The sequence below is a fragment of the Agathobaculum massiliense genome, assembly GCF_900291975.1.
GTDB lineage: Bacteria > Bacillota > Clostridia > Oscillospirales > Butyricicoccaceae > Agathobaculum > Agathobaculum ammoniilyticum.
In genome coordinates this window covers 1,564,228-1,591,186 of the sequence record NZ_OMPN01000001.1, presented here as the reverse complement: position 1 = coordinate 1,591,186, position 26,959 = coordinate 1,564,228, and the positions used below count along the sequence as shown (strand labels likewise).

At 57.9% G+C, this 26,959-nt stretch carries 21 protein-coding genes; 4 read left to right on the top strand and 17 right to left on the bottom strand.

Annotated elements, in window-relative coordinates; translation table 11 throughout:
• Positions 1 to 120: 120 nt before the first annotated feature.
• From DBQ51_RS08170 to DBQ51_RS08105, 14 genes are all read right to left on the bottom strand, one after another.
• Positions 121 to 1,437 (bottom strand): acetyl-CoA hydrolase/transferase family protein, encoded by a 1,317-nt coding sequence (locus DBQ51_RS08170; protein ID WP_107631259.1) that lies wholly within the window; start codon positions 1,435 to 1,437, stop codon positions 121 to 123.
• A 29-nt stretch (positions 1,438 to 1,466) separates the two neighbouring features.
• Positions 1,467 to 2,912 (bottom strand): 4-hydroxyphenylacetate 3-hydroxylase family protein, encoded by a 1,446-nt coding sequence (locus DBQ51_RS08165; protein WP_390125245.1) that lies wholly within the window; start codon positions 2,910 to 2,912, stop codon positions 1,467 to 1,469.
• A gap of 59 nt (positions 2,913 to 2,971) precedes the next feature.
• The gene (locus DBQ51_RS08160; RefSeq protein ID WP_107631258.1) at positions 2,972 to 4,000 is read right to left on the bottom strand and encodes a zinc-dependent alcohol dehydrogenase; all 1,029 of its coding nucleotides are present in this window, start codon (positions 3,998 to 4,000) and stop codon (positions 2,972 to 2,974) included.
• 12 nt (positions 4,001 to 4,012) lie between these two features.
• Positions 4,013 to 4,984: a transketolase family protein gene (locus tag DBQ51_RS08155; RefSeq protein WP_107631257.1), complete on the bottom strand. Its 972-nt coding sequence runs from the start codon at positions 4,982 to 4,984 to the stop codon at positions 4,013 to 4,015.
• A gap of 20 nt (positions 4,985 to 5,004) precedes the next feature.
• Positions 5,005 to 5,844, bottom strand: a complete 840-nt coding sequence (locus tag DBQ51_RS08150) for a transketolase (RefSeq protein WP_107631256.1) — start codon at positions 5,842 to 5,844, stop codon at positions 5,005 to 5,007.
• 34 nt (positions 5,845 to 5,878) lie between these two features.
• On the bottom strand, positions 5,879 to 6,253 hold the full coding sequence (locus DBQ51_RS08145) for a cupin domain-containing protein (RefSeq protein WP_054328357.1): 375 nt from the start codon (positions 6,251 to 6,253) through the stop codon (positions 5,879 to 5,881).
• 25 nt (positions 6,254 to 6,278) lie between these two features.
• Positions 6,279 to 6,983 (bottom strand): ABC transporter ATP-binding protein, encoded by a 705-nt coding sequence (locus tag DBQ51_RS08140; protein WP_054328356.1) that lies wholly within the window; start codon positions 6,981 to 6,983, stop codon positions 6,279 to 6,281.
• Positions 6,970 to 7,704, bottom strand: a complete 735-nt coding sequence (locus DBQ51_RS08135; RefSeq protein ID WP_159068121.1) for an ABC transporter ATP-binding protein — start codon at positions 7,702 to 7,704, stop codon at positions 6,970 to 6,972. The genes DBQ51_RS08140 and DBQ51_RS08135 overlap by 14 nt, the downstream gene beginning before the upstream one ends.
• A 52-nt stretch (positions 7,705 to 7,756) precedes the next feature.
• The gene (locus tag DBQ51_RS08130) at positions 7,757 to 8,794 is read right to left on the bottom strand and encodes a branched-chain amino acid ABC transporter permease (protein WP_159068120.1); all 1,038 of its coding nucleotides are present in this window, start codon (positions 8,792 to 8,794) and stop codon (positions 7,757 to 7,759) included.
• A 12-nt stretch (positions 8,795 to 8,806) separates the two neighbouring features.
• Positions 8,807 to 9,694, bottom strand: coding sequence for a branched-chain amino acid ABC transporter permease (locus DBQ51_RS08125; RefSeq protein ID WP_054328353.1), 888 nt, complete (start codon positions 9,692 to 9,694; stop codon positions 8,807 to 8,809).
• 183 nt (positions 9,695 to 9,877) lie between these two features.
• The gene (locus DBQ51_RS08120; RefSeq protein WP_107631254.1) at positions 9,878 to 11,188 is read right to left on the bottom strand and encodes an ABC transporter substrate-binding protein; all 1,311 of its coding nucleotides are present in this window, start codon (positions 11,186 to 11,188) and stop codon (positions 9,878 to 9,880) included.
• A gap of 70 nt (positions 11,189 to 11,258) precedes the next feature.
• A complete protein-coding gene (locus DBQ51_RS08115) occupies positions 11,259 to 12,305 on the bottom strand; it encodes a zinc-dependent alcohol dehydrogenase (protein ID WP_107631253.1) in 1,047 nt (348 codons plus the stop codon).
• The gene (locus tag DBQ51_RS08110; protein WP_107631252.1) at positions 12,302 to 12,970 is read right to left on the bottom strand and encodes a zinc-dependent alcohol dehydrogenase; all 669 of its coding nucleotides are present in this window, start codon (positions 12,968 to 12,970) and stop codon (positions 12,302 to 12,304) included. The genes DBQ51_RS08115 and DBQ51_RS08110 overlap by 4 nt, the downstream gene beginning before the upstream one ends.
• The gene (locus DBQ51_RS08105) at positions 12,924 to 13,331 is read right to left on the bottom strand and encodes an alcohol dehydrogenase catalytic domain-containing protein (protein ID WP_107631251.1); all 408 of its coding nucleotides are present in this window, start codon (positions 13,329 to 13,331) and stop codon (positions 12,924 to 12,926) included. Before DBQ51_RS08105 ends, DBQ51_RS08110 begins: the two co-directional genes overlap by 47 nt.
• 504 nt (positions 13,332 to 13,835) lie before the next feature.
• Between DBQ51_RS08105 and DBQ51_RS08100 the strand changes: the two genes are divergently transcribed.
• Positions 13,836 to 15,827, top strand: coding sequence for a sigma-54-dependent Fis family transcriptional regulator (locus DBQ51_RS08100; protein WP_054328349.1), 1,992 nt, complete (start codon positions 13,836 to 13,838; stop codon positions 15,825 to 15,827).
• A 205-nt stretch (positions 15,828 to 16,032) separates the two neighbouring features.
• Here DBQ51_RS08100 and DBQ51_RS08095 read toward each other — a convergent pair whose 3' ends face one another.
• From DBQ51_RS08095 to rpoN, 3 genes are all read right to left on the bottom strand, one after another.
• Positions 16,033 to 17,169, bottom strand: a complete 1,137-nt coding sequence (locus tag DBQ51_RS08095; protein ID WP_107631250.1) for a 4-hydroxybutyrate dehydrogenase — start codon at positions 17,167 to 17,169, stop codon at positions 16,033 to 16,035.
• Positions 17,170 to 17,230: 61 nt separating this feature from the next.
• On the bottom strand, positions 17,231 to 17,608 hold the full coding sequence (locus DBQ51_RS08090; protein ID WP_054328347.1) for a cupin domain-containing protein: 378 nt from the start codon (positions 17,606 to 17,608) through the stop codon (positions 17,231 to 17,233).
• 138 nt (positions 17,609 to 17,746) lie between these two features.
• On the bottom strand, positions 17,747 to 19,057 hold the full coding sequence (rpoN, locus tag DBQ51_RS08085; protein ID WP_159068119.1) for an RNA polymerase factor sigma-54: 1,311 nt from the start codon (positions 19,055 to 19,057) through the stop codon (positions 17,747 to 17,749).
• A 473-nt stretch (positions 19,058 to 19,530) separates the two neighbouring features.
• Here rpoN and DBQ51_RS08080 point away from each other — a divergent pair, with 473 nt between their 5' ends.
• The 3 genes from DBQ51_RS08080 to DBQ51_RS08070 all read left to right on the top strand — a co-directional run bounded on the left by DBQ51_RS08080 (position 19,531) and on the right by DBQ51_RS08070 (position 26,902).
• Positions 19,531 to 19,932 carry a type II toxin-antitoxin system RelE/ParE family toxin gene (locus DBQ51_RS08080; RefSeq protein ID WP_107631248.1) on the top strand — a complete coding sequence of 134 codons (402 nt, stop codon included), beginning with the start codon at positions 19,531 to 19,533 and terminating at the stop codon, positions 19,930 to 19,932.
• A gap of 252 nt (positions 19,933 to 20,184) precedes the next feature.
• Positions 20,185 to 21,408, top strand: a complete 1,224-nt coding sequence (locus DBQ51_RS08075; RefSeq protein WP_107631247.1) for a CAP domain-containing protein — start codon at positions 20,185 to 20,187, stop codon at positions 21,406 to 21,408.
• Between the two features lie 136 nt (positions 21,409 to 21,544).
• Positions 21,545 to 26,902 carry a SpaA isopeptide-forming pilin-related protein gene (locus DBQ51_RS08070; protein WP_107631246.1) on the top strand — a complete coding sequence of 1,786 codons (5,358 nt, stop codon included), beginning with the start codon at positions 21,545 to 21,547 and terminating at the stop codon, positions 26,900 to 26,902.
• The last annotated feature ends 57 nt before the right edge of the window (positions 26,903 to 26,959 follow it).

Here is a 26,959-nt window from a genome sequence, read left to right as displayed (position 1 = left end):
CACAGGCGCCCGCAGCAAAACGCTGCGGGCGCCTGTGGTTTGTCCAGACGGAGGGATACCCCGTCTGGACGGAGAAGAAAGAGAAGTGAAGAAGTGTATCGTAAAAGAGAAAGCGCACGGTCAGACGGGAGAAAGCGGGAGCTTTTCCCCGAAGCGCTGCTCATATTCCGCGGCGAGCTGTTCGCGGAAGCTGGGATGTGCGATGGTGATCAGACGGCGGGCGCGTTCCCGCAGCGTCTGGCCGCGAAGCTGCGCCACGCCGTATTCCGTCACGATATAGTTGACATCGCACCGGCTGGTCGTGACCGGCGCGCCGGTCGTCAGCGTGGGTACGATTTTGGAGGCTGAACCGTCGTTGGTTGTGGAATGCAGGGCGATGATCGACCGTCCGCCTCTGGAAAGGTTCGCGCCACGCACAAAGTCCATCTGTCCGCCGATGCCCGAGATCTGCCGCAGGCCGATGGCCTCGGCGCAGACCTGTCCCTGCAGGTCTACCTCCACGCAGGAGTTGATCGAAACCACGTTGTCGTTTTGTGAAATAACCGCGGGATCATTGCAAATATCCACCGGAAGCATCCGTATAAGCGGGTTGTTATCCACATAATCATACAGCCGGCGCGTCCCCATCAGGAATGTCACCGTGATCTTGCCGGTATCGCGCTGCTTGCGTCTGCCGGTGATCACGCCGCTGTCCAGCAGCGGCAGGATGCCGTCCGAGATCATTTCGCTGTGTAGGCCGAGGTCGTGCTTTTCCCCCAGAAAAGAGCAGACAGCGTCGGGCAGCGCGCCGATGCCAAGCTGCAGGCAGTCCCCGTCCTGCACCAGGCCGGCGATATATTTGCCGATCTGCCGGTCGGCGTCGCTGATTTTCGCCGGCCTGGATTCGGGAAGCGGCTCCCAAGAGCACAGGAAACCATCGATTTCGGACACATGCACAAAGGTTTCGCCATAGGTGCGCGGCATGTTCGGGTTGACCTCTGCGATCACGGTTTTGGCGGATTTGACCGTCTGCGCGCCATAATCGCAGGACAGACCGAGGCTGACATAGCCCCGTTCATCCGGCGGGGAACAGGTAAACGCGAACACATCGACAGGCAGCGTGCCGTCGCGGAACAGACGCGGCACATCGGAAAAGAACACAGGGGTATAATCCGCGCGGTGCTCCGCGATCGGCTTGCGTCCCAGCCCGCCGACAAACAGTGCGTTGTGGCGGAAATGCGGCTCCATGCCGGGCTGCAGGTACTCGCCCGAGCCGAGATAAACCATATGCGCGACCTCAACCTGGTGGAACTGTTCCGCCAAGCGCGCCATTGTCCGCTGGAAAATGATCGGTTCGCCGACCGCGTGGCCGAACACCACCCGATCGCCATCCTTGATGACCGAAACTGCCTGCTCCGGCGTCATCGTATGCTCCTTATAATAGGTTCTCCAATCCATTGATCTTTCCGCCTTTCCAATGCCTGCGATTACTTGATACGGGCAATCTTCTTGGCGAGTTCTTTTTTCATTTCGAGGTTGGACTGTCGTGCGATCATGATGCGCTGGGCCTGCGGGGAGCCTGCGCCGTGCATGGACTCGGGCAGGTAGCCAACCGCGGCCGTACCCATCGTCATGTTCTCGATCAGCCGGAGCACGCGCATGCGGTCCTCGGTCGGCACGCTTGCCACCCCCTTGAGGTACTTCTCGATGTAGTCGTGCGTCGCCGGATTCCGGTAGTCCGCCTCGCTCGGCTGCGTCACCATCAGACCTCCCGCAAGGTCCTGCGCCAGCCGCGCAATCTCATACGGGAACCGCGTCACATTCTGCTTGCATACGTTCGCCAGCAGCAGGTCGATCAGGTAGTTGCCGCTCTTTGTCTTCGTTCCCTGGCTGGAGCATGCGATGCCACAGCAGTACAGCGTCTCGTTCAGGTGCGTCATCTCGATCAGCTTATCCTTTACATGGCTGGCCTTCGCCGAGCCTGCCATATCGCCCGCAAGCGCCGTCGCGCCGATCAGCACGTCGCCCACGCCTACCTTGCACCCGCCGTAGCTCTGGCGGTGGTAGCCCGCGAACCGCTCTACCATCATGCCCGCGAACTGCACCTCCCCGTTCAGGAAGATCATTTCGTTCGGGATGAACACATGGTCGAAGATCACCAGCACCTCATGCCCGCCGTAGACCTTGTTGCCCACGTCGATGTCGTTGTATTCCTCGGTCTTGCGCGTGTCGCACGACTGCCGCCCAAGGATCAGCGTAATGCCTTCCGCGTCCGTCGGGCAGGCGAACGAGATCGCGTAGTCCTCGTCCCCCTCGCGCATCGAGATCGTCGGCATCACCAGCACATAATGGCTGTTGATATAACCGGTCTGGTGCGCTTTCGCGCCCGTGACGTAAACGCCGTCCGCCGTGCGCTCCACCACATGCAGGAACAGGTCCGGATCCGCCTGCTTGGAGGGGGACAGGCTGCGGTCGCCCTTGACGTCGGTCATCGCGCCGTCCACCGCCCAGTCGTTCTCCTGCACGTCGGTCCAGAACTTCACGAAGTTATCAAAGTAATGCGTGCCGCACGCCTCGTCGGTTTCATAGGTGGTGGAGTAGACCGCGTTGGACGCGTCCATGCCGACGCAGCGCTGGAAGCAGGCGGCGGTCTTCTGCCCCAGCAGGCGCTGCATCTTCACCTTCTTGATCAGGTCGTCCGTGGACTGATGCAGATGGGTGAAGCGGTTGATCTTCTTGCCCGTGAGGTTGGAGGTCGCGGTCATCAGGTCCTCGTACTGCGGATCCTCCGCCAGCTCATAGGTCGCCGCGAACGAGTTCAGCGACGGGCGGATGATCGCGTTATCCACCGGATTCTCCACCTTTTCCCCAAAGCTGTACAGGTTCAGGTGCAGCTTCCGCAGGGACTCGATATATTGGTCTTTGGTCATCATATCGATCAAGTATCCTTTCTTGTTTGATAAATATCGGTACAAAAGGTGTATGGAAGATGTTATGATCCGATCCGGACAAGCACCTTGAATGCATCCTTGTGCGTCTCCGCATAGTCGAACGCGTCCGCGACCGCGTCAAAGGGAAATACCTTGCTGATCAGCAGGTCGAGCGCCTCGTCCAGCATGCCGGAGGAAACCAGATTGACCGCGCAGGAGAAGGCATATTGGCTGTGGATGCGTACCCCCTGTACGCGCAGCTCCTTGGCGAACAGCTTGCCGGTATCCACCGGATAAGGCTCGCGCGTCATGGCGATCTGGACGATGGTGCCGGTATTCTTGGTGTAATCGACGCAGTTGGTGATAGCGGAGGGGACGCCGGCGGCCTCAAAGCTGACGTCGTAGGGCTTGCCGCCGTTCGCGGCGAGCAGCTTGGCCGCGAAATCGTGGTCGAGCGGGTTGAGGGCGATGCAGCCGAGCTTTTCCGCCAGCACGCGCCGGCTTTCCACGACCTCGGAAACGACCACCCTGCGCGCGCCCGCGGCCTTGGCAACGCAGGCGATGAGCTGGCCGATCGGGCCGCCGCCTACGATGAGCGCGCTTTCCCCGATCTTCAGGCCGCTCATGCGCACGTCATGGACCGCCACCGCGAGTGGTTCGATCAGGGCTGCCCGCCGCAGGTCCACACTTTTGGGGACGCGGTACATCTTTCTGGTTTTTACGCGCACATATTCGGCAAAGCCGCCGTCCGCGTGTACGCCGATGATCTTCAGATGCTCGCAGACGTTGTCCTCGCCCTTGGCGCAGGCGTCGCAGCGTCCGCAGGTCAGCAGCTCCTGCGCGACGACCGTGTCGCCCAGCTCAAAACCCTCGGCACCCTCCCCACTGATCTGCACCAATTCTCCGACGAACTCGTGGCCGGGTACCAGCGGGAACACCGCCGTGGGATGGTGGCCGTTAAACACATGGATATCCGTGCCGCAGATACCGATGTACTGCACCCGTATCAGCGCCTCGCCGCTTTCCAGCTCCGGACGGGGGATCTCAGTTAGGTGCATTTTGAGAGGCTCTTCAATAACCAATGCTTTCATATAACAGCCTCCTTACCGTGCTTTTCGGGCGATTGCTTTTTTCGCCGCTTCCACAATATAGGGTGCGGTCAGGCCGAAGCGGTCGGCCAAGTAATCCACTGGCCCAACCTCGCCAAATTCATCGTGTACGCCGACCATCTCGAGGGGTGCGGGCTGGTTTTGGCACAGGACCTCGCACACCGCGCTGCCCAGGCCGTTGATGATATTGTGGTTTTCCGCAGTCACGACTGCGCCGGTCTGCGCGGCCGCCGCGATGATTGCCTGCGCGTCGATCGGCTTCCAAGTGAAGATGTTGAGTACGCGGGCGCTGACGCCCTGTTCCTGCAGCGCGGCCGCCGCCTTGAGCGCTTCCGCGACGCAGAAGCCGGAGGCGATGATCGTGACGTCCGTTCCCTCGCGCAGCAGCACGGCTCTCCCAATATCGAAAGTCGCGCCGTCATGGAAGACACGGACCGTTGTCTTCCGGACGAGGCGCATGTAATGCATGCCGTAGACGCCGGCAATCTGCCGCATCAGATCCCGCAGCATAACGGTGTCCACCGGCTCCAGCACGGTCATGGTCGGTATGCCGCGCATGATGCCCATATCCTCAAACGGCATATGCGTGCCGCCGTTGAGCGCCGCCGTGATGCCGGGGTCCGAGCCGACGATCTTGACATTGAGCTTTGCGTAAGCGCCGGATACAAAGATCTGGTCGCACGCGCGGCGTGTTGCGAACGGCGCAAACGTATGCGCGAACGGGATTTTGCCGGCCGCGGACAGGCCCGCGGCCACGCCCATCATATTCGCCTCCTGGATGCCGCAGTCTACGGTCTGCTCGGGAAATGCCTTGGCGAAGGGCTTTGTACCCATCGCGCCCATCAGGTCCGCGTCGAGTACCATGATGTCCCGATTCTGCCCGGCCAGCTCCATCAGTGTGTCACAGAAGACCGAACGCATTTCCACGGGGTCGTTGCTGAGCTTTTCTTCTAACTGAAATTGCATAAGTCTATCCTCCTGCGGACTTAATACGAGTCGATCGTAGACTGCATTTCCGAAAGCGCCTCTTCCAGCTCCTCCGCTGTCAGGCCGCGGCTGTGGCTGCCCACCTGGCCGGCGGATTTGCTCCAGCCGTTGCCCTTGATCGTATGCAGCACGATCATGGAGGGCTTATCCGACTGCGCCCTGGCGTTTTCGATGGCCGTGTTGATCGCCGCAACGTCGTGGCCGTCCGCCTCCTGCGCATACCAGCCGAATTCGCGGAATTTGGCGGTGATATCGCCCAAGGCACAGACCTCGTCGGTCGTACCGTCGAGCTGCAGCTTGTTGTAATCGACAAAGGCGATCAGGTTGGAGAGCTTGCGCTGGGCGGCGAACAGCGCCATTTCCCAGACCTGCCCTTCGTCGATCTCCCCGTCGCCGAACACGGCGAACACGCGGTTATCCTTGTGGTCGAGCCGCAGCGCGAGCGCAATGCCCGCGGCGGCCGAGGCGCCCTGGCCGAGCGAGCCGCAGGTCATATCAACGCCGGGGGTTTTCGTCCGGTCGACATGGCTGGGCAGGTTGGTGTGCGGGCGGTTGAGCGTTGCCAGCTCGGACACGGGGAAAAAACCCTTGAGCGCGAGCGTGGCGTACAGCGCCGGACCGGCGTGACCCTTGGACAGCACCAACCAGTCACGCCCCTCCCAGCGGGGGTTTTTAGGCTCGTAGCGCATCTGATTGCAGTACAGAACGGAGAGCAGGTCGGTGATGGACAGCGAGCCGCCCAGATGCCCCACGCCCAGGCCGGCGATCATTTTTACGACCTCCATCTGCACCTGCTTGGAAAATACCTTCATTTCCCGAATTTTTTCGGCACTTAACATAATGATCTCCTTCGGTTTTCAGGGATTGTTTTGGTCAACCGTCTAAGAACTTCTTTTCCGGCCCGGGCGGCGAGTAGATCCAGAGCAGCCGGAGCTGCTCCGCGCCGGTGTTGCGGAACTGGTGCGGCTCTCCTTTTTCGATCGCGATCAGGTCGCCCTGCTGCACCTGCACCTCCTGCCCTGCGATCCGGCCTGTGCCGGTCCCATGGACGACGAAGATCAGCTCCTCGCTGTCCGGATGCGCGTGCTCCTCATGCACCTGACCCGGGTCGATCAGGGCCATGCCGCAGCCGTAGGCGTCCCGTCTGGCGGGCGAATAGGGCGAGGCGAACAGCTTGATCCGCCGCTCGTTGATGGTGCCGGGGTTGATGACCTTTCCTTTTACGCTGTCAACAGTGAATTTGAGCATAGGCTATCGGCTCCTTTCCGTCCGGTCAAATGCCCAGGTATGCTTTCTTCAGGCTTTCATCCTGCAGCAGCTTTTTGCCCACGTCCTGCATGACGACCGTGCCGTTCTCAATGACATAGCCCCAGTCCGAGATGGACAGCGTCTTACCGACGTTCTGCTCCACAATCAGGATCGCGGTGCCGCGGTCGCGGATCATCTCGATGGTCTGGAACATTTCGGTCACCAGGATCGGCGCGAGGCCCCAGGAGGGTTCGTCCATAATCAGCAGCTTGGGGTTGCTCATCAGTGCGCGGGCCATGGCGACCATCTGCTGCTCGCCGCCGGAGAGCGTACCGGTGAGCTGCCGGCGCCGCTCGAGCAGGCGCGGGAAAATCTGGAACATCTCTTCCTTGTTTTCCTTGCGGCGCTTGCGGGACTCCTTGGTGCAGGAGCCGATGTCGAGATTGTCCTCCACCGTCATGTTGGGGAAGAGCTGGCGGCCCTCCGGCACCAGGCAGACGCCTTTTTGCATGATCTTGTCGGGGGAGAGGCCGTTCAGCTTTTCGCCGTTGTATTCCGCCGTGCCGCTGGTGAGCGGAATCAGGCCGGTGATCGCCTTGATGAGTGTGCTTTTGCCGGCGCCGTTGCCGCCCACGATCGCGACGATCTGATTGTCCGGCACCTCCAGCGAAATGCCGTGGACAATTTCACCGCCGTTGTAGCCGGTGCGTAAATCGCTAATTTTCAGCATTGTCAAAATCCTCCCCCAAATAGGCGCTGATCGCACGCTTGTCGTTGGCGACCTGCTCGGGCGTGCCTTCCACCAGCTTTTCGCCCCGGTGCAGGATGTAGATTTTGTCGCACAGGGACATGATCGTCTTAATATCGTGCTCGATGATCAGGATGGTAACGCCCGCGTCGCGCACCTTGCGGCAAGTGTCGACCAGCTCGAGCTTTTCCTGCGGGTTGCAGCCGGCCATGACCTCATCAAGCAGAATAAGCTCCGGACCGACCGCCAGCGCGCGGGCGATCTCCAGCTTTTTCTTGTCCACAGTGGTCGTGTTGTTGGCGATCATATCCAGATCGCAGGTCATGCCGACCAGACCAGCAACCTCACGCGCCTTCTGCTCCACCTGCCTGGCGTTGGTGGTGTGCAGGAACGCGCCGACCATGATGTTCTGCAGCACGGTCATGTCGCCGAACGGCTTTGTGACCTGGAAGGTGCGCGCAAGCCCCATCCTGGCCATGTCCTCGGTCCTGGCCTCGGTGATATCCTGGTCCTTGAAATAGATTTTGCCGCTGGTCGGGTGGTAGTAGTTGGCGATCATATTGAACAGGGTGGTCTTGCCGGCGCCGTTGGGGCCGATCAGCCCGACGATCGCGTTTTTCTCAATCTCGCCGGAAAAATCGTTTACCGCTGTCAGGCCGCCGAACTGCTTGGTCACATGTTCCATTTTAACGATTACTGACATTTTCTTATCCCTCGCTTCGTACATATTTGCGCGGTGCCTTTGCCGGCGGCGGTTATTTGGACGCCGCCTTGGACTGTTTCCTCTTTCCATGCGCGCCGAACAGCTTCTCCTCGATCCACTGCGCCGCCTTTACGACATATTCGCACAAACCGTGAGGCATAAAGTAAACGACCAGCATCATGATAACGCCGTACAGGAATAGGTTCAGGCCGGACATCGTACCCGCGAAGGTGGCGGACAGGTATTCCGACAGGGGGACCAGCACGACCGCGCCGATCACGGGACCCATAACGGTGCCTTGCCCGCCGATCAGGGCGATCAGGGCGATCTGTACCGCCAGGTCGTAGCCGAAAATGCGGTCCGGACCGATGTAACGGAAGTACTGGGCATAGAAAGTACCGGCTAGGGAGATCATAAAGCAGCTGATGCCCATGGCGATCAGCTTGTACTTGGTCACGTTGATGCCCAGGCTCCGCGCGGCGTCGTCGTCGCTGCGGATCGCGACCAGATAATACCCGAGCTTGCTTCTGGACATTTTCCAGGTGACAAAAACGCCGATGGCCAGCAGGATAAACGCAACATAGTAGTAGCCCAGCTTGCTGCGGAACTCATACATAACGGCCTGATAGCCCGTCTGGGTCAGCGACCAGCCGGAGCCGCCCTTGAGCGGGATTGGGCCGAGGTTTTCCGTGTTCAGGACAAAGGTGCCGAATATTTCGCAGATCGCGATGGAGGCGAGCGTGAAATACGGACCCTTGAGGCGGAAAGTCGGATAGCTGATGACAACGCCGATCAGCATGGCGACCGCCGCGCCGATCAGCATGCCGATCCAGGGGGAAACACCCTTGGTTTCCAGGAGGATCGTAGAGATATAGCCGCCGATGCCCATGTAAACCGAATGGCCGAGCGACATCGTGCCGGCGTAGCCGCAGATCAGGTTCCAGGCGACCGCTGCAAATGCATAGAAGCAAACCAGGATCAGGATGCTCTGCATATAGGTGTTTGCCAGCAGCGGCGCGACAAGAAAGCACAGCGCTGCCAGCCAAACGAAAAATTTACCCTTAAAAATAGAATTTCCTTTATAGCTCATATCTCGCATCCCTCACTTTTTCTTGCCCAGCAAACCGTCCGGCTTGATGACCAGAACGATCAGGAAAAGGATAAACGACAGCATGGACGCCATGGTAGAGGTGATAAACTGCGCGCCGACCTGCTCGATCAGGCCGAATATCAGGCCGCCGATGATCGCGCCGGGGATGCTGCCCAGGCCGCCCAGCACAACGATCATGAACGACTTTGTGCCGAACACATTGCCGACGGAGGGGGAGACCAGGTAAAACGAGGCCATGCAGGCGCCCGCAATGGCAAGCGCCGCGGTACCCAGACCGAACGCGATGCCGTAGGTCGTATGTACATTGACGCCGCACAGCGCCGCTGCGTCACGGTTCTGGGATACCGCGCGGATTCGCTTGCCCAGTTCGGTGCGGTTGATGATGAACCACAGGATGCCCGCGACGACAAAGGCCAGCACGAAAGAGATGATGCGCGAATACTGCGTGACGAATTTTCCGTCGAACAGGCGCGCGTAATTCGAATAAGCCCAGGTGTTGAGCGTTTTATAGCGCGAGGTATAGATCATCAGGTAAAGGTTTGCGATCGCGTAGTCCAGGCCGATCGTGAACAGCATAACGCTGGTCGGTTCGAGCACGCTGGCGCGCTCGCGGATGAGCAGCGGACGGATGACAACCTTTTGCAGCAAAAAGCCGATCACAAAGAACAGGGGCGCGATGACGATCATGGCTAAAAACGGATCGACATCATACCGCGTGAACAGCTCGTAATACGCATAAGCCGAGGCCATCAGCATGGCGCCGTGCGCGAAGTTGATGATGCGCACCACGCCGAAGATGACGCTCAGGCCGACCGCGATCAGGCCGTATGCCCCTCCCAGGATCAGCCCGTGCAGAATGGACAAAAACAAATTGTTCATAACCTATTTCCTTTCCTCTGTAATTACCGCCTCGATACAGTTTGCAGAGCGTTGTAAAGGGCGTATGGCTGGAACGGGTATGCCGAAAGGATAACGCCGAAAACGGCGCAGCGGAGGGGCGGGAAGGCTTCCCGCCCCAGGCCGCCGCCGTATTGGCATGGAGCTGTTTCCGTACAGGGAAAGTCAGCGCTCGCTGAACGCGGGGATGGGGAGGACCGCCGTGCCGCCGGAGCTGTGCTCAGCCGGATAAAGGGCGACAGGCTCGCTGTTCTGGTACTGGACGATCGTGCCGCCGGTCGGGCCGCCGCCAAAGGTGTTCTGGCCTTTTTCGTCAAAGACGATGGCGCTGTAGCCGGAGAGCAGCGCGCGCTCCTCGTCGCTGTTCTGGATGTTCAGGTTAGCGATCGCGTCGCGCAGGGCCTCCGCGTCCGTGGTACCCGCGGATTCGAGCGCATAGTAGGCGACATAGGCCGCGGTCCAGCCCTGGGCGAAGAACGAACTCATTTCATAGCCGTAGGTATCCTTGCACTGCTGGGCGACTTCCTTGATCCATTCCTTGTTCTGGACGCCGGACATGTCCCAGTCCTCCTGGACGAACGTGTATTCATAGACTTCGGGGCTGACGGATTCATAGAACGCGGAGTCCTGCCAGCCGCCGCCGACCGACCAGATACCGTAGGGCAGATCAACCTGGTTGGCGTACATTGCATTGGCGAATACGATGGCGTCATCGGTATAGAACGAAACGTTGCACACGTCCGCGCCGGATTCCTTGATCTTGAGCACTTGGGAGGTCATGTCCGCCTGGCCGTTGGTCACAGGCTCGTCAAGCACGCAAGTCCAGCCGCGCTCGTCTGCCAGCTCTTTCCAGATGCGGGCGTTATCCGAACCCCAGTCTGTGTTTTCATAAATCAGAGCGTAGGTCAGGGTATCCAGATTATATTCCTTACACACCTCGTCCAGCGCGACAATCATCTCCTGCACGTCGAACGTCGCGGTGTTGTTGATACGGTATACATAATCGTAGCCTCGCTCGGTCACGTCTGTCGCAACACCGCCCTGGGAGATAAATGGGATGGAGTATTTCTGGGCGACTTCAGATGCGGAGATACAGCAGGTGCTGTTATACGCACCGATGATTAGGGATACATCATCGTCCGTGATCAGGCGCTCGCATGCGACCGAAGCCTGGTCAGCCGCAGTCTGCGTATCCGCAACGACCAGCTCGATCTGTGCGCCGTCCATCGACTTGATGCCGCCGTTGGCATTGATCTCCTTGATCGCGGCCTCGGCTCCGTCCGCATGCTGCTGGCCGATGGTTGCGGAACCGCCGGTCAACGGCCACAGGCTGCCGATCTTGACAACGTTGCCGCCTGTGGATGGCGTGTCCTGCGCGTTGGCGTCGGAGGTGTCCGCGCCGTTCCCGCAGCCCACAAGGCTGAGGGCAAAGGTGAGGGACAGGCCCAAACTGATCAATCGCTTAACTCTTTTCATTTTTCTTCCTCCTTAGTGTGTTGGGATTTTTTATTTGCAGCAGCTACACAAAACAGCTCACTCCTTCTTCTCACCGCCTCTCTTCCGTAGCCGCCAACAAATATTTCAAACCTATTTTCCGGATGTACCCGTCAAAGGCCTGTTCCCAGTCCTCCAGACGGTATATGTTGCTGATCAGCGGCTTGAGGCTGATCTTTTTCTGCCCCAGCAGTTCGAGCGAGCGGATCCACCACTCGGTTTTTTGGGCATAGGTTCCGTAAACGGTCAACTCCTTGAGCGTGATCAGGTTCATATCCAACGTGGTGGGCTTGCCCGTCAGGCCGACTTGCACATACCGGCCGCCCTTGCGCACGGCGCGCAGACCCATCTGGATCGCAGGGCCGGCGCCGGAGCAGTCGAACACGACATCCGGCCCGTAGGGCGGGCAAAGCGCGGCGATCCGATCCTCCGCATCCGGCCGGTCGGAAAAGACCGCGGCGCAGGCGCCAAGCTCTTTGGCCAGCTCCAGCCGCTCGGCGTCCACTTGGGTGCCGGCTATCACGACCCGCGCGCCCGCGCTGGCTGCGAGCTGCAGGCACATCAGGCCGATCGCGCCCGGGCCGGTGATCAGCACCTTGTCACCCGGCCGTAGGCCGCCGAACTCCAACACGCCCTGCGCGCAGCAGGCGAGCGGCTCGGTCATGGCGGCCTCCTCCATGCTGACGCCCTGCGGGATGCGGTGCAGGTTTTTCGCTGGCACCACCACAAGCTCTGCCATCGCGCCGTTGACCGCGCTGCCGATGGACTGCTTTTCTGGACACAGGTTTTTGTGGCCGGTCTGGCAATAGGGGCAGACGCCGCAGGTGTGGTAATAGGTTTCGCTCACGACCCGCTGCCCGATCCAGGCGGGATCGACGCCCGCGCCGACGGATTCCACCACACCGGACAACTCATGCCCCATCGTTACGGGCGGGTTGGTGGGGTAGCCCCCGTCGCCGCTGAAAATATGGATATCCGTGCCGCAGATGCCGCAGTAGGAGACGCGGATGCGGACCTGGCCGGCTTGGGGGAGCGGTGGCTCGACCTCCATCAGCCGGACCTTTTTCGCCCCGCTTTCGTAATTGACGACTGCTTTCATGGTTCCACTCCTTGCTCTCCGTTCGGGTACAGCAGGATCTTGATGCCCTTGCTGCCTTGCATTTCCTCAAAGCCGCGCTGCCAGTCTTCCAGATCGTAGCGGCTGGTGATCAGATGGTCGACCTGCACCTTGCCGCTGGCCATCAGCTCGATCGCCATTTCCCAGTTGTGGTACTGGTGGCCGAACGTGCCGACAATTTGTAGCTCCTTTGCGGTCAGCAGGGAGTAATCGATGGTCAGCTCGGGCTTGGTCAGGCCGAGCTGGATGAACGTGCCGGCCTTTTTGACTGCCTTCATGGCCTGCCGTATCGCAGGCTCCGCACCGGTGCAGTCCACGGCGACGTCAAAGCCCCTGCCGCCAGTCAGCTCCTGCATCGCTTCGTCGGTCAGTCGGGTCAGTGTCACGTCGATACCGGCGCGTCGGGCGGCATCTAGCCGTTCCTGATCCTGCGGCAGACCGACGAGCACGGTTTTCGCGCCGCACGAGCGGGCGGCCTGCGCCACAAGCTGTCCGATCGCGCCCGGCCCCATGACCAGCACGCGGTCGGCAGCGGTAAGCGCCGTATGGTCGAGCAGTCCGTGCAGCGCAACGGCGAACGGCTCGCACAGAGCGGCCTTGTCAAAGTCCAGGCTGTCCGGTATCTTGTGGACAATGCCCTGCCGCACAGCGATGTATTCCGTTGACGCCGTAGCCGATGGAAAGCCGCCTGTCGCACATCAGTTCCCGACCGCTGCGGCAATAAGCGCATTTCCCGCAGACGACCTGTGCGGTCTCGCTGACCACGCGGTCGCCCGGCTGCAGACCGGTGACGTTGCGGCCAAGCCCAACGACCACGCCGGAATACTCGTGGCCCAGGATGACGGGCGGGTTGCTCCAGGTGGTGCCGTGCCATATCTTGATATCCGTGCCGCAGATACCCGCCGCGGCCACGCGGATGAGGACCTCGTCCGGCCCCGGTACGGGGCGCTCGGTTTCGCGCAGCGCGACATGGCCCGCGCCGGACTCCCATTTCATCAATGCTTTCATGCTTCTGTTCCCCTTTTGCTGTCCAGCCGTTTTTTGCAGGGATCTTATATAAAAGATAGAGAAGCAACTCCTGTGCCAACTGTACCGTCGCTCCGAAAAAACCCGCTTTTTTACAGAAGGCCGGATTGCCGCCCGGCGTGGGAAAACAGGGACGCATCCGACCCGCAATCGACGGGACGGGCTTCATGCGGTTTGTGCAATATATATAATAATATTTGTATTATTCTGTGCATTTTTATTTTATGTGACAACGAAGTGGCACATGTGACAGGAAAGGGAAGGAAGCAATTGCTGAAAAAGGAATACTTTGCCGTGCGGGGCGCGGTTTTGCAGCGGTTTTTCGAAAGTGTGTCACACTTTTGTCACATAGGGACACACAGCGTCCCAGTCGGCCGGGGACAGCGGGAGGGAAACGGCAGAATTTATTTTTTTCGTGCAAAATTCTGGTTTTGGTGTATAATAATGACACACTGAAACGCAATGCTTTGAAAGGAGGAGCCTTTGTTGATTGCAGAAGCGAAACGCGAGCAGATGGAACGGGCCAGATATCAATTTTTTCACAGCGGGGCGGAAGACTACAGCGTGTTTCCCAAAGTGGTTTATGATTCCTGGAAGCGTTCGCTGGCCTATGGGCTTGATCCGGAGAAGCAATCCGTTAAAAGGCTCGCGCCGGAGGAGCTGGAGGCCCGCCGCCGGAAAAACGCGGTGCTGATGGAGGTTGCCACCTCCTTTATGGAGTTCCTGCATACCCTGGTCAAGGGATCGGGCTTTGTACTTCTCCTGTCGGACAGCGACGGGTATATCCTGAAGCTGATCGGGGATAAGGACGCGGTGGCTGACATCCAGTCAAAGGAAAACCCGCTGGTGGAAGGGGCGTGCCGGCATGAATCGGTGTTCGGCACGGGCGGGATCGGCACGCCGATGGCGATTCGGAAGCCCGTCCAGCTTGCCTCCTACGAGATGTTTTATCCGTCCGAGCATGAGTTTACTGGAATCGGCGCGCCGCTGATCGACGCGGACGGCCGGCTGTGGGGCGCGATCTGCATGTCGGGCGCCTGGAATCAGACGCACCCGCACACGCTGGGGCTGGTGGCTGCGGCAAGCTACGCGATCATGCGGCAGTTTTCGCTGCAAAGGCTGTACAACCGCCTTGCTGCGGCGGAAAACCAGCTTCAAACCATCATTTCGACCATCAACCAGGGCGTGTTCCTGCTGGACAGCGGCTATACCATCGTCAAAACAAACGACACCGCGCTGCAGATCCTGGGCTATACCAAGGACGAGCTGCTCCGGCAGTCCATCCTGGAAATCATGCCCTCGTTCGACTTCTTCAAGATGAAGAAAAACGTATATGACCGCGATTTGACGGTGCAGGGCAAATACGGCACAATCCGCGCGTTTGTCACGATACAGATGGTACAGAACGCCGCCTCAAGCGATGGCTCGGGCCTGTTGATCACCTTCCGGCAGAGTCCGGAGGTGCGCAAATTTGTCACAAAATATATCGGCGCGACCGCCTCGTTCAACTTTGACGACATCATCGGGCAGTCCTCCGCCATCACAACCGCCAAGGCATACGCCCAGATCGCAAGCACCAACTCCGCGAACGTGCTGCTGCTCGGGGAGAGCGGTACGGGAAAGGAACTGTTCGCGCAGTCGATCCACAACAGTAGCGAATTCGCCTGCGGGCCGTTTGTGGCGGTGAACTGCGGCGCGATACCCAAGAGCCTGGTCGAGAGCGAGCTGTTCGGCTACGAGTCGGGCGCGTTCACCGGCGCGAAGCGCGAGGGCAGCGCCGGCAAATTCGAGCTGGCCAACAACGGCACGATCTTTCTGGACGAGATCGGCGATATGCCTTACGAGGTGCAGGTCCACCTGCTGCGCATCCTGCAGACGCGCGAGGTGACGCGCGTCGGGGGGAAGAAGCCGATCCCGCTCAATATCCGCATCATTGCGGGTACCAATGTGGACCTGCAGCAGGCGATTGAGGAAAAGACCTTCCGCAGCGACCTGTATTACCGTCTGAACGTCCTTTCCCTCCAGATACCGACGCTGCGCGAGCGGCAGGAGGATATCCCGATACTTACAGATTATTTCATCCGCAAATACCAGCCGGCGGGCAAGGCGCAGATACGCGGCGTTACAGACGAGGTGATGCGGCTCTTCCTGGAATACCCATGGCCGGGTAATATCCGCGAGCTGGAAAATACGGTCGAGCGCGCCTGCCTGCTGACGACCGATGTGTATATCCGGCCGGAGCATATCACGGCGTCGGTGCTGCGTTACCGCGCGCCGGCCGCGCCTGCACCGGCGGTAAACGAGCCGGCGCGCGGCACGATCCACGATGCGGAACGGGAGCTGATCCTCAAACAGCTCAACGAGTCGCGCGGCAACGTCAAAAACGCGGCGGCGCGTCTGGGCATTAGCCGGAGGACGCTGTACCGCAAAATGCAGAAGCTGGAGATCGATTACCAGCACCTGCGCCGGCGGGAATGACAGGGGAAAATGATGCGGGGAGCCCTCCGCTTGCAGCCGCAAGCGGAGGGCTCCCCGGTTTTTGTATGGATACGCTGGGCCTGCCGACAGGTTGACAATAAGAAAGAGTTAAAAGGAAGAGATATATAGCACAATTGAATCAAGGAGAAAGCAGGCCCAGGGTATCGAAAGAGAAAGAAAAGGAGATTGTCGGGAATGAAAGGGATTACAGCCGCGCCTGATAGATCGCGGTGATATCCTCCAGAGTCAGGGGGACATAGTTGTTTTTCAGCAGCCGCTGCTGATTGTCGATGGTGCTTTGGGCAAAGACAGGGATGTCCTCCCGGGTGACGCCGTAATCCGCCATGCGCTTCCGTTCCAGCACCCTGGACAGCAGGCATTCCAGCAGGTCGATGCCAGTGTCTCCCTCAAGCTCTGCGCCGCTGCCGGCCGCGGCAATCGTATTCTGCAGGAAATGGTCCAGCGTGCGGATTTTTCCGTCCGGCTTCTTTTCCTGGTATTTGCGCAGGACGTCGGTAAAGAACTGGTAGTTGCTTTCGCCATGCGCCACATGGTATTTGCCGCCCAGGGCGTAGCTCATCGCGTGGACTGCGGCGCAGCCGCTGTTGCTGAACGCGATGCCCGCGTAATTGCTGGCGCGCAGGTATTCCGCGCTGCTCTGGAAGCGCGCGTGCTGCCCGCGCTCGGCGATCTGGCAGTAGCCGCGCAGGATATCCTGCATGGCCTGCAGGGAGTACATCTCGGTATACGGAGTTGCGCTGGGGCTGAGGTAGGACTCGACCGCGTGGATGAGCGCGTCGATCGAACTGGTGGCAAACACGCTGTACGGCAGGCTTTGCAGGAATTCCGGAATGAGCACGGCGTGGTCGGCGAACATGGCGGGGGAGACAAGCCCTTGCTTGGTACCCAGCCTGGTGCGGTTGAGGATGGAGATATTGGTCACCTCGCTGCCGGTGCCGCAGGTCGTCGGGATGATGATGAGCCGGCGCGCCTTGGTCAGGCCCACCATATTGTCGTACAGTTCGTCCACCGTTGCGCCGCCGCCGAGGACCAGAACCTTGGCGATATCGATGACCGTGCCGCCGCCGATCGCGATCACACGGTCGTAATTTCCCTTGGCGGCTTCGTCCAGGATGGCCTGCGTCATGGTGTCGGTCGGCTCGCCCAGGCCGAATTTCTCTTGATAGATCCGGCCGCAAGGAAGCTCCAGCTTCTCGATAAAGGGCTTGTAAATGTATTCGTTGGTCAGGATCAGGTCGGACGCACACAGCGTAAATTCCTCCGCAAAGTCTTTGAACGTATCAAACTGGTGGATTTCCGGCCCAATGTAAAGCTGTTTCATAGTATCCTTCCTTTCTTTTCTTTCGCGTCCGGAGCGCTGGACGCGGCTGCAGTTGCGTGGTTCAGAAGTCAAAATCCTCGTAAAAGGTATATTGGATAGCGTCCGCGTTCGGCGCATAGAAGCAGACCATGTGCAGCGGGATATCGCCGGTGTTCCATACCATATGCGGCACGCCCTGCGGGAACAGCACCAGGGTTCCGGGCTCCAGCCCCATGACCTTGTCGCCGACCTTGACCTTTCCCGTTCCGGAAAGCACATAAACGGTCTCCTCGCCGTTGTCATGCGCGTGAGCGGGCTTGGCCTTGGCGCCCGGGTCATAGCTGACCGTGCAGATCGAGCTGTAACTCCCGCCGGTCTTTTCCGGTGTGTGCAGCCAATAGACTTGGCGGCCGTCAAAGACCTTTTTTTCTCCGTCCCGTTCGTGGATGCAAAGATTCATGCAAAACATCTCCCATCTGAAAAATTTATCGTCCCATCACGTAGGCGAACATATTATACTGATTTGTGCAGCAAAAACGGTGCCATCCAAGCGGAACGCGGGAAAAATATCAGGTGTGCGCGGCGTTTTTTCAAGTTTTCAAGCGGGACCGGACGGTCCCTCCCGCCGCGCGAACGCGGAGGGGATGCACATTTCCTGCCGGTATTTCGCGACCGTGCGGCGGGAGATATAGATGCCCTGCTCCTCCAGCAGGGCGGAGAGCTTCTGGTCGCTGTATGGGGCGTCGGTCGGCTCGCGCTGGATCAACCCACGGATGCGGGCGCGCACATCCTGGGCGTTCGCGCTGACACCCTCGGCGGACACCTCCTGAGAAAACAGGCCGCGCAGCGCGAGCGTGCCGTGCGTCGGCGTTTCGATGTATTTCCCTTTCACGGCGCGGGAAACCGTGGACGGGTGGACCTGAAGCTGCGCCGCCAGCTGGCTCATGGTCATCGGCGCGAGCGGGCCGCGTCCGTCCAGCCACGGGCGTTGGCGCGCGATGACTGCGCGGATCAGCCGCAGGAGGGTTTCGCGGCGCTGAGCGAGAGCGCTGATAATCAGACGGGCGCGGTCGAGCGACTGCTTCAGGTAGGTGTGCAGCTCGGGGGACTGGGCCTGCTGATAGAGCGCCGCGTAGTAGGGGCTGACGCAGTAGGTGTCGGCCGTGCGGTCGTTGAGCAGGATCTCCCAGCTGCCGTCGGTTTTGCGCAGCGTGATATCCGGCATAAGGTAGGGCGCGTCCCCGCCCACAAGTCCGTTCAGCGGATGGGGGGAAAGCTCCTTCAGGAGGTCGATATAACGGGCGAGCGCTTTGCGGGGCAGATGCAGCTCGTCGGCAATCTTGGCGTAATAGCCGGAGGCGATCTCGCTCAGATACCGCAGGATGATGCTGCGCAGCGTGTCGTCAAGCAGACCGCGTGCCTGCGCCTGCCGGAGTAGACAGTGCGCGGCGTCCGCTGCGAAGATGCCGGGCGGATCAAGGCCGCGCAGGACCTCCAGGCAATGCGCCGCGGTGTCGGCGGGCATACCTGTGGACTGGTAGAACTCCGCAAGCGGCGTGCGGAACAGTCCATCGTCGTCTGCCCAGTCCAGCAAAAGCAGAAAATCCCCGGCGTGGGCGCGGAAAGACGGATGCCGCTGCAGTTGGTCGAGGATATGCAGCTTCCACTGCTCCTCGTCGGTGTACAGGCCGCAGGAGGCCTCGTAGGAAAGCGGCTCCGCAGCGGGGGCGGTGCCTGTCCTCCAGCTGCTTTTCCACTCGAGCGCGGGGTTCTCTGTGAATTCCTCCTGCAGGAATTTCTCCAGCTCCTGGGCGGTCAGCTCGAGCATTTTCAGCGATTGCAGCTGCTGCTGGGACAGGATCATGTTTTGCGTCTGCTGCTGAACAGGGTGGTTTGCAAAGACGTCCATCTGGTTCTTCCTCTCTGTCTTCGGTCTGTGCGTTGAGGGGCTTTGCTTGGCGAGCAGTAAGCGCAACGGCACAAAAAAGTATAAAGCAAAACCCATGCCAACTTCTGGCATGGGTTTTGCTTGGCGAGAGGATGAGGCTGTGGACGCGTCCGGCACGTCAGCGCGCGGCAGGGATGCGCTGCGCCGGCGGGCAGAAAAAAGCCTGCAGCCATATGGCTGCAGGCTTTGAGGACGATGGTGCCGCCAGCCGGAATCGAACCGGCACAGTATCGCTACCGGAGGATTTTAAGTGTTCATATATATTTTTTATAATCCTTTAGGCCACATTATTAAGGCTTATTTCGCGTTATTTGTTCTGAATTTTATAATTTTTTGAAGAAAGCAGATTGTTCGCAATTGCAGATTTGTTGGCAGAATGTTGGCAACAAGAAAAGCCCCATACCTTGTTGATCAAAAATAAAGGAGTTTTCGTTATGAAGATACTTTATACATATCATGATTTAGGTGGAGATGCAATCAAGCAGTTTTTACAAACGCTACACCCAAAGCAACAGGAACGACTGCTATGGTTTATCACAATGCTGCTGTTGCCGCACGATACGATAGGAAAACCACCGGTCAAACATTTCCAAATGGATAGATACCGGCGGCTATTTGAATTGCGGGACAAATACAAGACGACCTTGAGCCGTGTTATTTTCACCTATGATTCCAAGGGGAATGTGATTATACTGGAAGCGTTTATCAAAAACCACAAACGGAAAACGGATGCAGCACTTGAAACTGCACTGGCAAAACTGCGTCGAATCGAACACGATCCGGCGCAGTTTCTTTTGAAAATTGATACACCCAATTTGGTTAAACAAATTGTATAGGAGGCGTTCGACAATGTACCTGCTTATTCACAGGCAACGTCCGCCGCCTGTTCGATAACGTGTTATATATTCTATAGGAAGGCAAGGTCGCTTCTCTTTATCCTGTGAAATCTTTGCAGGGAAGCCGCCGTATGATGTAAAAGCGGCTTCCCTTGCAATTGACAACATTTCGGTTCAAAATAATTTGGTTGACAGCATCGCGCACTCGCTGTAAAGTAAAGATACAGGAATGGAAAGCGAAGGTGAAATCTTATGAAGACCAGTCTTGCAGCTTTACTTTGTACAGCGACATTTATTGCCGGTACAGTGCCTTTCGCCAGTGCGGCTGATACGGTAATTGCCACCCCTACCCGTGACATGGGCCAGACGGTCTACGTTGATGGCACCCGCGTCTATCCCACAGGGTACAATATAGCGGACAACAATTATTTCAAACTGCGCGATATTGGTACGCTTGTGGGCTTCGGCGTGGAGTGGAACGGCGAGACGCAGACCGTAGAGATCAGCACGGAGCGCACGGCCCCCAGCACGGCGGGCATTAAGGACGAGGCTGTAAGCGGCGCGTCTGCCAAGGTGACGGATCAGAAAATCACCATAGATGGCAAGCAGGCCAGCATGACGGCCTACCAGATCAGCGGAAACAACTATGTGAAGCTGCAGGATATCGGCAAGCAGATCGATTTTGGCGTATCATATGACGCGGCTACGGAGAGTGTCCGTATCGACACGGATGCGCTGTACACGGAAAGCACAACGCCTGTCAGTGGCAGCGCCATTACGAAGTGGAACAAAACCATGTCAGAATTCAATCAGGCCATGATAGACTGCAACTGGCGGCCTGAAAAATATCTTGAGACGGCAAAAAAATATGCGCCGGTCATCACGGGTAAAGCGAACAGCACGGTAGAGGACGTTATTGCTGCGCTGGACGCCATGAAAGGCGCGCCGGTGGACGCGGTTTCGTTCGAAGATGACCGTACGGTAAACCACTTTTGGGCAGATGAGCTGCGTAAGGTGCTGGGTGAAGGCATATCCGATAACGGAAATGCTGAGAACGATAGCTCTGGTGAAACAGTAGGCACCAATACGCTGGAAGAGTACGCACAGGAAGTCATCCGTTTAACGAATGAGGAACGTGCAAAAGCTGGACTACCTGCATTGAAGGTGAACGATAAACTCATGCAGGCTGCTGCTATCCGTGCCAATGAGTTGACAAAACAATTTGCACATCTCAGACCGAACGGAGATGAGATCTATTCCGTATTTGGCGAAGTAGGATATGACTTGGAGATGAAGTTGGCAGGTGAAGTAGCTGCCTATGGGCAGAAAACTCCTCAAACCGTAGTAAATGCGTGGATGCAATCTCAAGGTCATAGAGATTGGCTTTTGAGCGAAGAATGTGTCGAAGTCGGTGCGGGTATTGCCATATCGTCTGACGGAACATTTTATTGGACACAGATTTTTGCAGGAGCATAAATTTTTAAAGGAGCGATTAGATTCACCTAATTGCTCCTTCTTTTTATCCAGACTATGAAATAAGTAAATCGTCATCAGCGCGCGCCGTCTTTCTCTTGAAAGGCGGCTTTTTTATTTCAATACGAGGAGGCAAACTATGATAAAGGATATTTTCAGACGGGTAACCGCAGGCGCATTGTCCGTCCTTACCCTGTTTACCACCGTGCCGTTTTCCGGCGCGGCAGACGGCGGGATCATACCGCTGGCAGAGGAGGACAACGAGGCGTCCAGCATTGAGATCAATGTAGGCGAGGTGTACACTATCGCGGACAGAGGCGTGCAAAAGGCATGGTTCCAGCAGAACGGCGCGCCGCGCAACGTCTGGCCTATGTTCACGGAAGCGTCAGACGGTACGGAGATCCGCGCATACTGCGCAGACCACAGTAAGGGCAACCCCGGCATGGGCGGTATGCCGTATACCGTCACCAGCCGCATATCGGATATGCATGTGTACGGAGTGGCCGTGCGCAGTGATTCGCGCATGTCGCTTAATGAATTCATTTCCACGGTGGGCAGCCCCCTTACGAATGAAAACTTTACAGCGGATATGTATTTCAGTGCGTCGCAGGCGGCCATGTGGGCGGCGCTGGGAGATGCGCAGATCGCGGCTAACAGCAGCTACGGCGTGAATTACGTCAGCTCCACGTCACTGGGCTACCGTGCCAGCGGCAAAACGCTCAGCGCCAGCAGCACCTCGGAAGCGCTTACCCTTTATGCCGCTATCGAAATGCTGAAATACGGCAACGAGTTCTATGGCGTATGGGGGCCAAATGGCAAAGGGCATGCGCCGTGGGTGGGCGCAACCATCAACTACACGCCCGGCAACACGGAGTACGCGCCCGCCGCACAAAAGACCGGCTCAGTAGATTTGCCGCAGGGTATTGTAAACTCTGGTGTATTTGCAGAAAAGGAAATAGACGGACAGGACTACATGGTGCTGCCTATGGCGGCGGCGTCCGCTACGTTCGTGCGCGGCAATCAGATCTTCGTCCGTGCGGACAACGTACCGTCCGGTGCGTTTCTCATGGACAGCCAGGGCAACAAGAGCTATGACGAAAGCGGGGCGCAGCGCCTTACGCTGAAGAATGTGCAGAAAAACAATGACCTGTACAAGAACGGCAACGATACAGCCTATGGTGAAACCTTCCTGTTCTGTATCCCCAAGGCCACAGCGGAGCAGATGGATGAAGCCAGCACGCCCCTGGAAACCCAACTCTTTGTCAGCATGAATGCAGACCGTTATAATGTGTACGCAGCCAGCACAACCAGTTCAGGTGTGCAGCCGGTTATCATGGTAGAACCGGCGGTACAGAAATTGAGTGCAAACATTGGGTTTTCTTCTGAAGGGGTATTACCACAAAGCGTCGACCTAAAAATACTTAAAACAGATGAAAACGGCGCAGGCTTAAAGGGCTGTACATTCCAAATCGCTTATGGTTCTGAACAAAAAGAGGGGACGACAGATGGAAATGGAGAAGTCCGCTTTCGAAACCTTCCTCTTAACACTGATGTCACAATCAAGGAAACCGAAGCACCGGAGGGCTATACCCTGCTGCCGGATAAAGTGGTAAACACTGGCTCCACTGGCGGCAAAACCGTTGAAGTGACACTGGCCAACAGTGATGACCACGTTTTCAAGGTGCATAAGACCAGTTCGGCGGACGGGCGGAACCTGATGGGCGCAAAGTTTGAGGTTAAGGGCATAGATAACGATTTTGTCAATACCTACGTAACGGACGCGCTGGGCGAGTTCACCATCCAGGGCAGGGACCTGCCCACCGGTTCTTTCGAGGTGTATGAGATCGCAGCGCCGGAGGGCTTTGCAACAGACGGTGCGGATATCCAGACTTTCAGCTGGGACAATACCCGCGATATTACCCTGTCTTTCCAAAATGCCCCGCTGCCCGGCATCGAAATTTACAAGTATGACAAGGACAGCAAGGAGCCGCTGGCCGGCGCTACCTTTGAGATCCGCAGGGATGGCCAGGTGCTGCAGACCGTCAAGACAGACGTGAACGGCTATGCCAAGGTGTACAACCTCCCCAAGGGCTTTTATCAGGTGGTCGAGGTCGAGCCGCCGCAGGGCTACCTGAAGGACGAAGTGGAACACGAGGTCTACATAGACCCCTCCGCAGACCCGACGCAGATCGTCCGCGAGGTCAATGTGCCGAACACGAAGAAGCTGTCCATCCGTATCATCAAGCAGGACAAGGACACTAAGGTCCCCCTGCAGGGCTGGAAGTTTGACGTATACTACAACGACGCCAAGCTCACCTCCGTTACCACGGGTCAGGACGGCGAAGCGATGATCGAAAACCTCCAGCCCGGTACATACCGCGTTGTTGAGGTGGACGGTGATAAGGAGCATTACAACCTGGACGCGCCGGAACAGACCATCGAACTTGCCAGAGATCAGGCCGAGATCCCCACGCTGATTTTCCAGAATACCATCAAGAAGCACTTCGGTATCTACAAGATCGATGAGGAAACACGGGAGCCGATTCAGGGCGTTACCTTTGAGATCTGGAAGGACGGCAGGCTGCTGGGCAACTACACCACGGACGAGCATGGCCGCATCTGGCTCCCGTATGCAGAGCCGGGGACATATCAGGCAAAGGAGATCGTGACAGACCCGCGCTATGTCCTCAACGAAACGACGTTTACCATCGAGAACAACAGTGAATACCCCACGTTCTTCACCATCCCCAACACCCGCAAAAAGGATATTATCGTAAAGAAGATCGACCTTGATACGGGAAAGCCCATGCAGGGCGTTGTATTTGAGGGCTTCAAGGACGGCAGGAGCATCGGCATGTTCACGACCGGACCGGACGGCACGTTCACCATTGACTATGCAGACCCCGGCACATATAAGTTTGTGGAAAGGCACACGCTTGCCGGTTATGAACTGAGTACACAGGTGCTGGAGGGCGAGCATACCACAGACCGCGACCTTGTGCTGACGCTGGATAACGTCGAGCAGAAATCCTTCATTGTGAAGAAGATAGACAGTGAGACGAAAGAGCCGCTGGCAGGCGTACAGTTCAAGATCTGGCGGGATGGCATACTGCTGGGCGATTACACCACGGATGAAAATGGCCGTATTGAGATTAAAAATGCGCCCGCAGGCACTTACAAGGTGCAGGAAGCCAAAACCTTGAAGGAGTACATCCTGAATGATGAGGTGCTGGAGATCGAGCACACGACGGCCAAGGACACCGAGCTGACGGTTGAGAACACCAGGCGCCCCGGCCTGCTGATCCAGAAGATAGACGCGGAGACGCGCAAGCCGCTGAAAGACGCGGTGTTCCAGCTCAAAAAGGCAAACGGTGATATGGTCAAGGAGGATGTCATCACCGGAGAGGACGGTACGGCGTTTATTGAGGGTCTGGAAGCCGGTGATTATATCGTGACTGAGATCACCGCACCGGGCGGCTATCTGATCGACAGCAACCCGCACCCCGTTTCACTGGAGGAGGGTAAAACCTATACCCTGACGCTTGAGAACACCAAAAAGCCCGGCCTGCTGATCAGGAAGATCGACAGCCAGACGAAGAAGCCGCTGCAGGGCGCGGTGTTCAAGATCACGCGCGGGGACGGCTCGGTTGTGCGTGAGAGCGTTACGACTGATGCGGACGGCGTCATCCACCTGCCTGAGCTGGATACTGGCACATACATCATCACGGAGGTTTCCGCGCCGGATGGCTATGCCATCGACGAGGCTCTCAAGACCGTGGAAATCCGCGCAGGCCAGACCTATGAGGTGACTTTTACCAACACGAAAAAGGGCGGTTTCACCATTAAGAAGATAGACGGGGATACCCGCCAGCCGCTCAAGAATGCCGTGTTTAAGATCACCAAGTCTAACGGCGAGTTTGTCAGGGAAGCTGAAACCGACGCAAACGGCGTTATCACACTGGACGGACTGCCGGAGGGTAGCTACATCGTGACGGAGATCAAAGCGCCGGACGGCTATATCCTGCAGGACGCGCCCAAGACTTTTGAGATCAAGGATGGCGGGAGCATGGAGCTGGTATTCACGAATAAAAAGGCATACGGTTTGCAGATCCGCAAGGTAATCAAGGGTACAAACCAGCCGCTGGACGGCTGCACATTCACGGTGGAAAAGGCAAACGGCGAGATGGCCGGCACTTACACCACGGATTCCTCCGGCCTTGTGACGGTTTCCGGTCTGGAGGACGGCGTCTATGTTGTGACCGAGGTCTCCTGCCCGGAGGGCTACCGGCTGAACGCCACCCCGCAGAACGTGATTGTAAAGTCCGGGGAGCTGGCGACCGTCACCTTTGAAAATGAAAAGCTCGCCGGCGTGCGCATTAAAAAGGTCGACGCCGTGACAGGCGAGGGTATTTACGGCGTTCGGTTCCTTATCAAGGATGAGGACAACAACCTCATCGGCGAGTACAGTACGGATCAGGACGGCTATATCGAGCTGGACGACATCCTTACGGACGGCAAGAGCGAAATCAAGCTCAAGGTCGAGGAGATCGCCGCCGCGGAGGGCTATGTGCTGGACGATACTGTGCGCACGCTCCGCGTCCGGCGCGGCGAGACGACCGAGCTTGTCATCGAGAACACCCCGATTCTCGGCCAGATCCAGGTGGTCAAGAAATCCGCGCAGGACAACCCCGTAACCAACCAGCCCAAGGGCAGTCTGCTTGAGGGCGCGGTGTTCGAAATCAACAATGCCGATACCGGCCGTGTGGTGGATACCATGACCTCGGATTCCAGAGGGATTGCCGCCTCCAACCCGCTCCCGCTGGGACGCTACTATGTGCAGGAGGTGCAGGCGCCGCGGTTTTATCAGCTGAACAACGAAAAGGTAGAGGCCAGGCTCAAGGTGGAAGGCGATGTGGTGCAGATCGAGATGTACAACGACCCGGCAAACATCCAGACCACCATTGAAAAGACCGGCAACTACACGGTAGACGCCGGCTCGAATATGCGGTATGACTTCACGAACATCGCGAATAACTCGAATGTGCCGCTGGACAACTTCTTCTGGCATGACCGCATCCCCACGGACGCGGTGCGCGCGGCCACGCTGACCACCGGTACCTACAATGCCCGCGTCTGGTATAAGATCACCTTTAAGACCAACATGAATGATTACCGGACATTGGCAGATAACCTGCTTTCGACTAACGCATACTCGTTCAAGATCGACAGCGGCTCACTCAAACTGGCGGCCGGCGAATATGTGACCGATATCCGCTTTGAGTTCGGCACCGTACCGGCTGGCTTCAAAATGACTGAGAAAGCGACGCTGCTGGTCTATGTGCCGGATTACATGGCGAATGGTTATAACATCATCAACAGGGCGGATTGCGGCGGCTCGTATCAGGGCGAGTGGGACAACGCTGCCAGCGCATGGGTGACTAAAATCTACCGCGCGCCCACATATACCAGTCCCACACTGCCGCAGACCGGATTCTGATTCTCTTCAATTTAATGCAGCTTTACTGAGATTGCAGGCGTCTGCTATAATATCTAT

Bases quoted from the DNA above. Each gene is read 5' to 3' on its own strand.
- DBQ51_RS08170 (WP_107631259.1), bottom strand. From the start codon at position 1,437: ATGGATTGGAGAACCTATTATAAGGAGCATACGATGACGCCGGAGCAG.
- DBQ51_RS08165 (WP_390125245.1), bottom strand. From the start codon at position 2,912: ATGATGACCAAAGACCAATATATCGAGTCCCTGCGGAAGCTGCACCTG.
- DBQ51_RS08160 (WP_107631258.1), bottom strand. From the start codon at position 4,000: ATGAAAGCATTGGTTATTGAAGAGCCTCTCAAAATGCACCTAACTGAG.
- DBQ51_RS08155 (WP_107631257.1), bottom strand. From the start codon at position 4,984: ATGCAATTTCAGTTAGAAGAAAAGCTCAGCAACGACCCCGTGGAAATG.
- DBQ51_RS08150 (WP_107631256.1), bottom strand. From the start codon at position 5,844: ATGTTAAGTGCCGAAAAAATTCGGGAAATGAAGGTATTTTCCAAGCAG.
- DBQ51_RS08145 (WP_054328357.1), bottom strand. From the start codon at position 6,253: ATGCTCAAATTCACTGTTGACAGCGTAAAAGGAAAGGTCATCAACCCC.
- DBQ51_RS08140 (WP_054328356.1), bottom strand. From the start codon at position 6,983: ATGCTGAAAATTAGCGATTTACGCACCGGCTACAACGGCGGTGAAATT.
- DBQ51_RS08135 (WP_159068121.1), bottom strand. From the start codon at position 7,704: ATGTCAGTAATCGTTAAAATGGAACATGTGACCAAGCAGTTCGGCGGC.
- DBQ51_RS08130 (WP_159068120.1), bottom strand. From the start codon at position 8,794: ATGAGCTATAAAGGAAATTCTATTTTTAAGGGTAAATTTTTCGTTTGG.
- DBQ51_RS08125 (WP_054328353.1), bottom strand. From the start codon at position 9,694: ATGAACAATTTGTTTTTGTCCATTCTGCACGGGCTGATCCTGGGAGGG.
- DBQ51_RS08120 (WP_107631254.1), bottom strand. From the start codon at position 11,188: ATGAAAAGAGTTAAGCGATTGATCAGTTTGGGCCTGTCCCTCACCTTT.
- DBQ51_RS08115 (WP_107631253.1), bottom strand. From the start codon at position 12,305: ATGAAAGCAGTCGTCAATTACGAAAGCGGGGCGAAAAAGGTCCGGCTG.
- DBQ51_RS08105 (WP_107631251.1), bottom strand. From the start codon at position 13,331: ATGAAAGCATTGATGAAATGGGAGTCCGGCGCGGGCCATGTCGCGCTG.
- DBQ51_RS08095 (WP_107631250.1), bottom strand. From the start codon at position 17,169: ATGAAACAGCTTTACATTGGGCCGGAAATCCACCAGTTTGATACGTTC.
- DBQ51_RS08090 (WP_054328347.1), bottom strand. From the start codon at position 17,608: ATGAATCTTTGCATCCACGAACGGGACGGAGAAAAAAAGGTCTTTGAC.
- rpoN (WP_159068119.1), bottom strand. From the start codon at position 19,057: ATGGACGTCTTTGCAAACCACCCTGTTCAGCAGCAGACGCAAAACATG.
- DBQ51_RS08080 (WP_107631248.1), top strand. From the start codon at position 19,531: ATGAAGATACTTTATACATATCATGATTTAGGTGGAGATGCAATCAAG.
- DBQ51_RS08075 (WP_107631247.1), top strand. From the start codon at position 20,185: ATGAAGACCAGTCTTGCAGCTTTACTTTGTACAGCGACATTTATTGCC.
- DBQ51_RS08070 (WP_107631246.1), top strand. From the start codon at position 21,545: ATGATAAAGGATATTTTCAGACGGGTAACCGCAGGCGCATTGTCCGTC.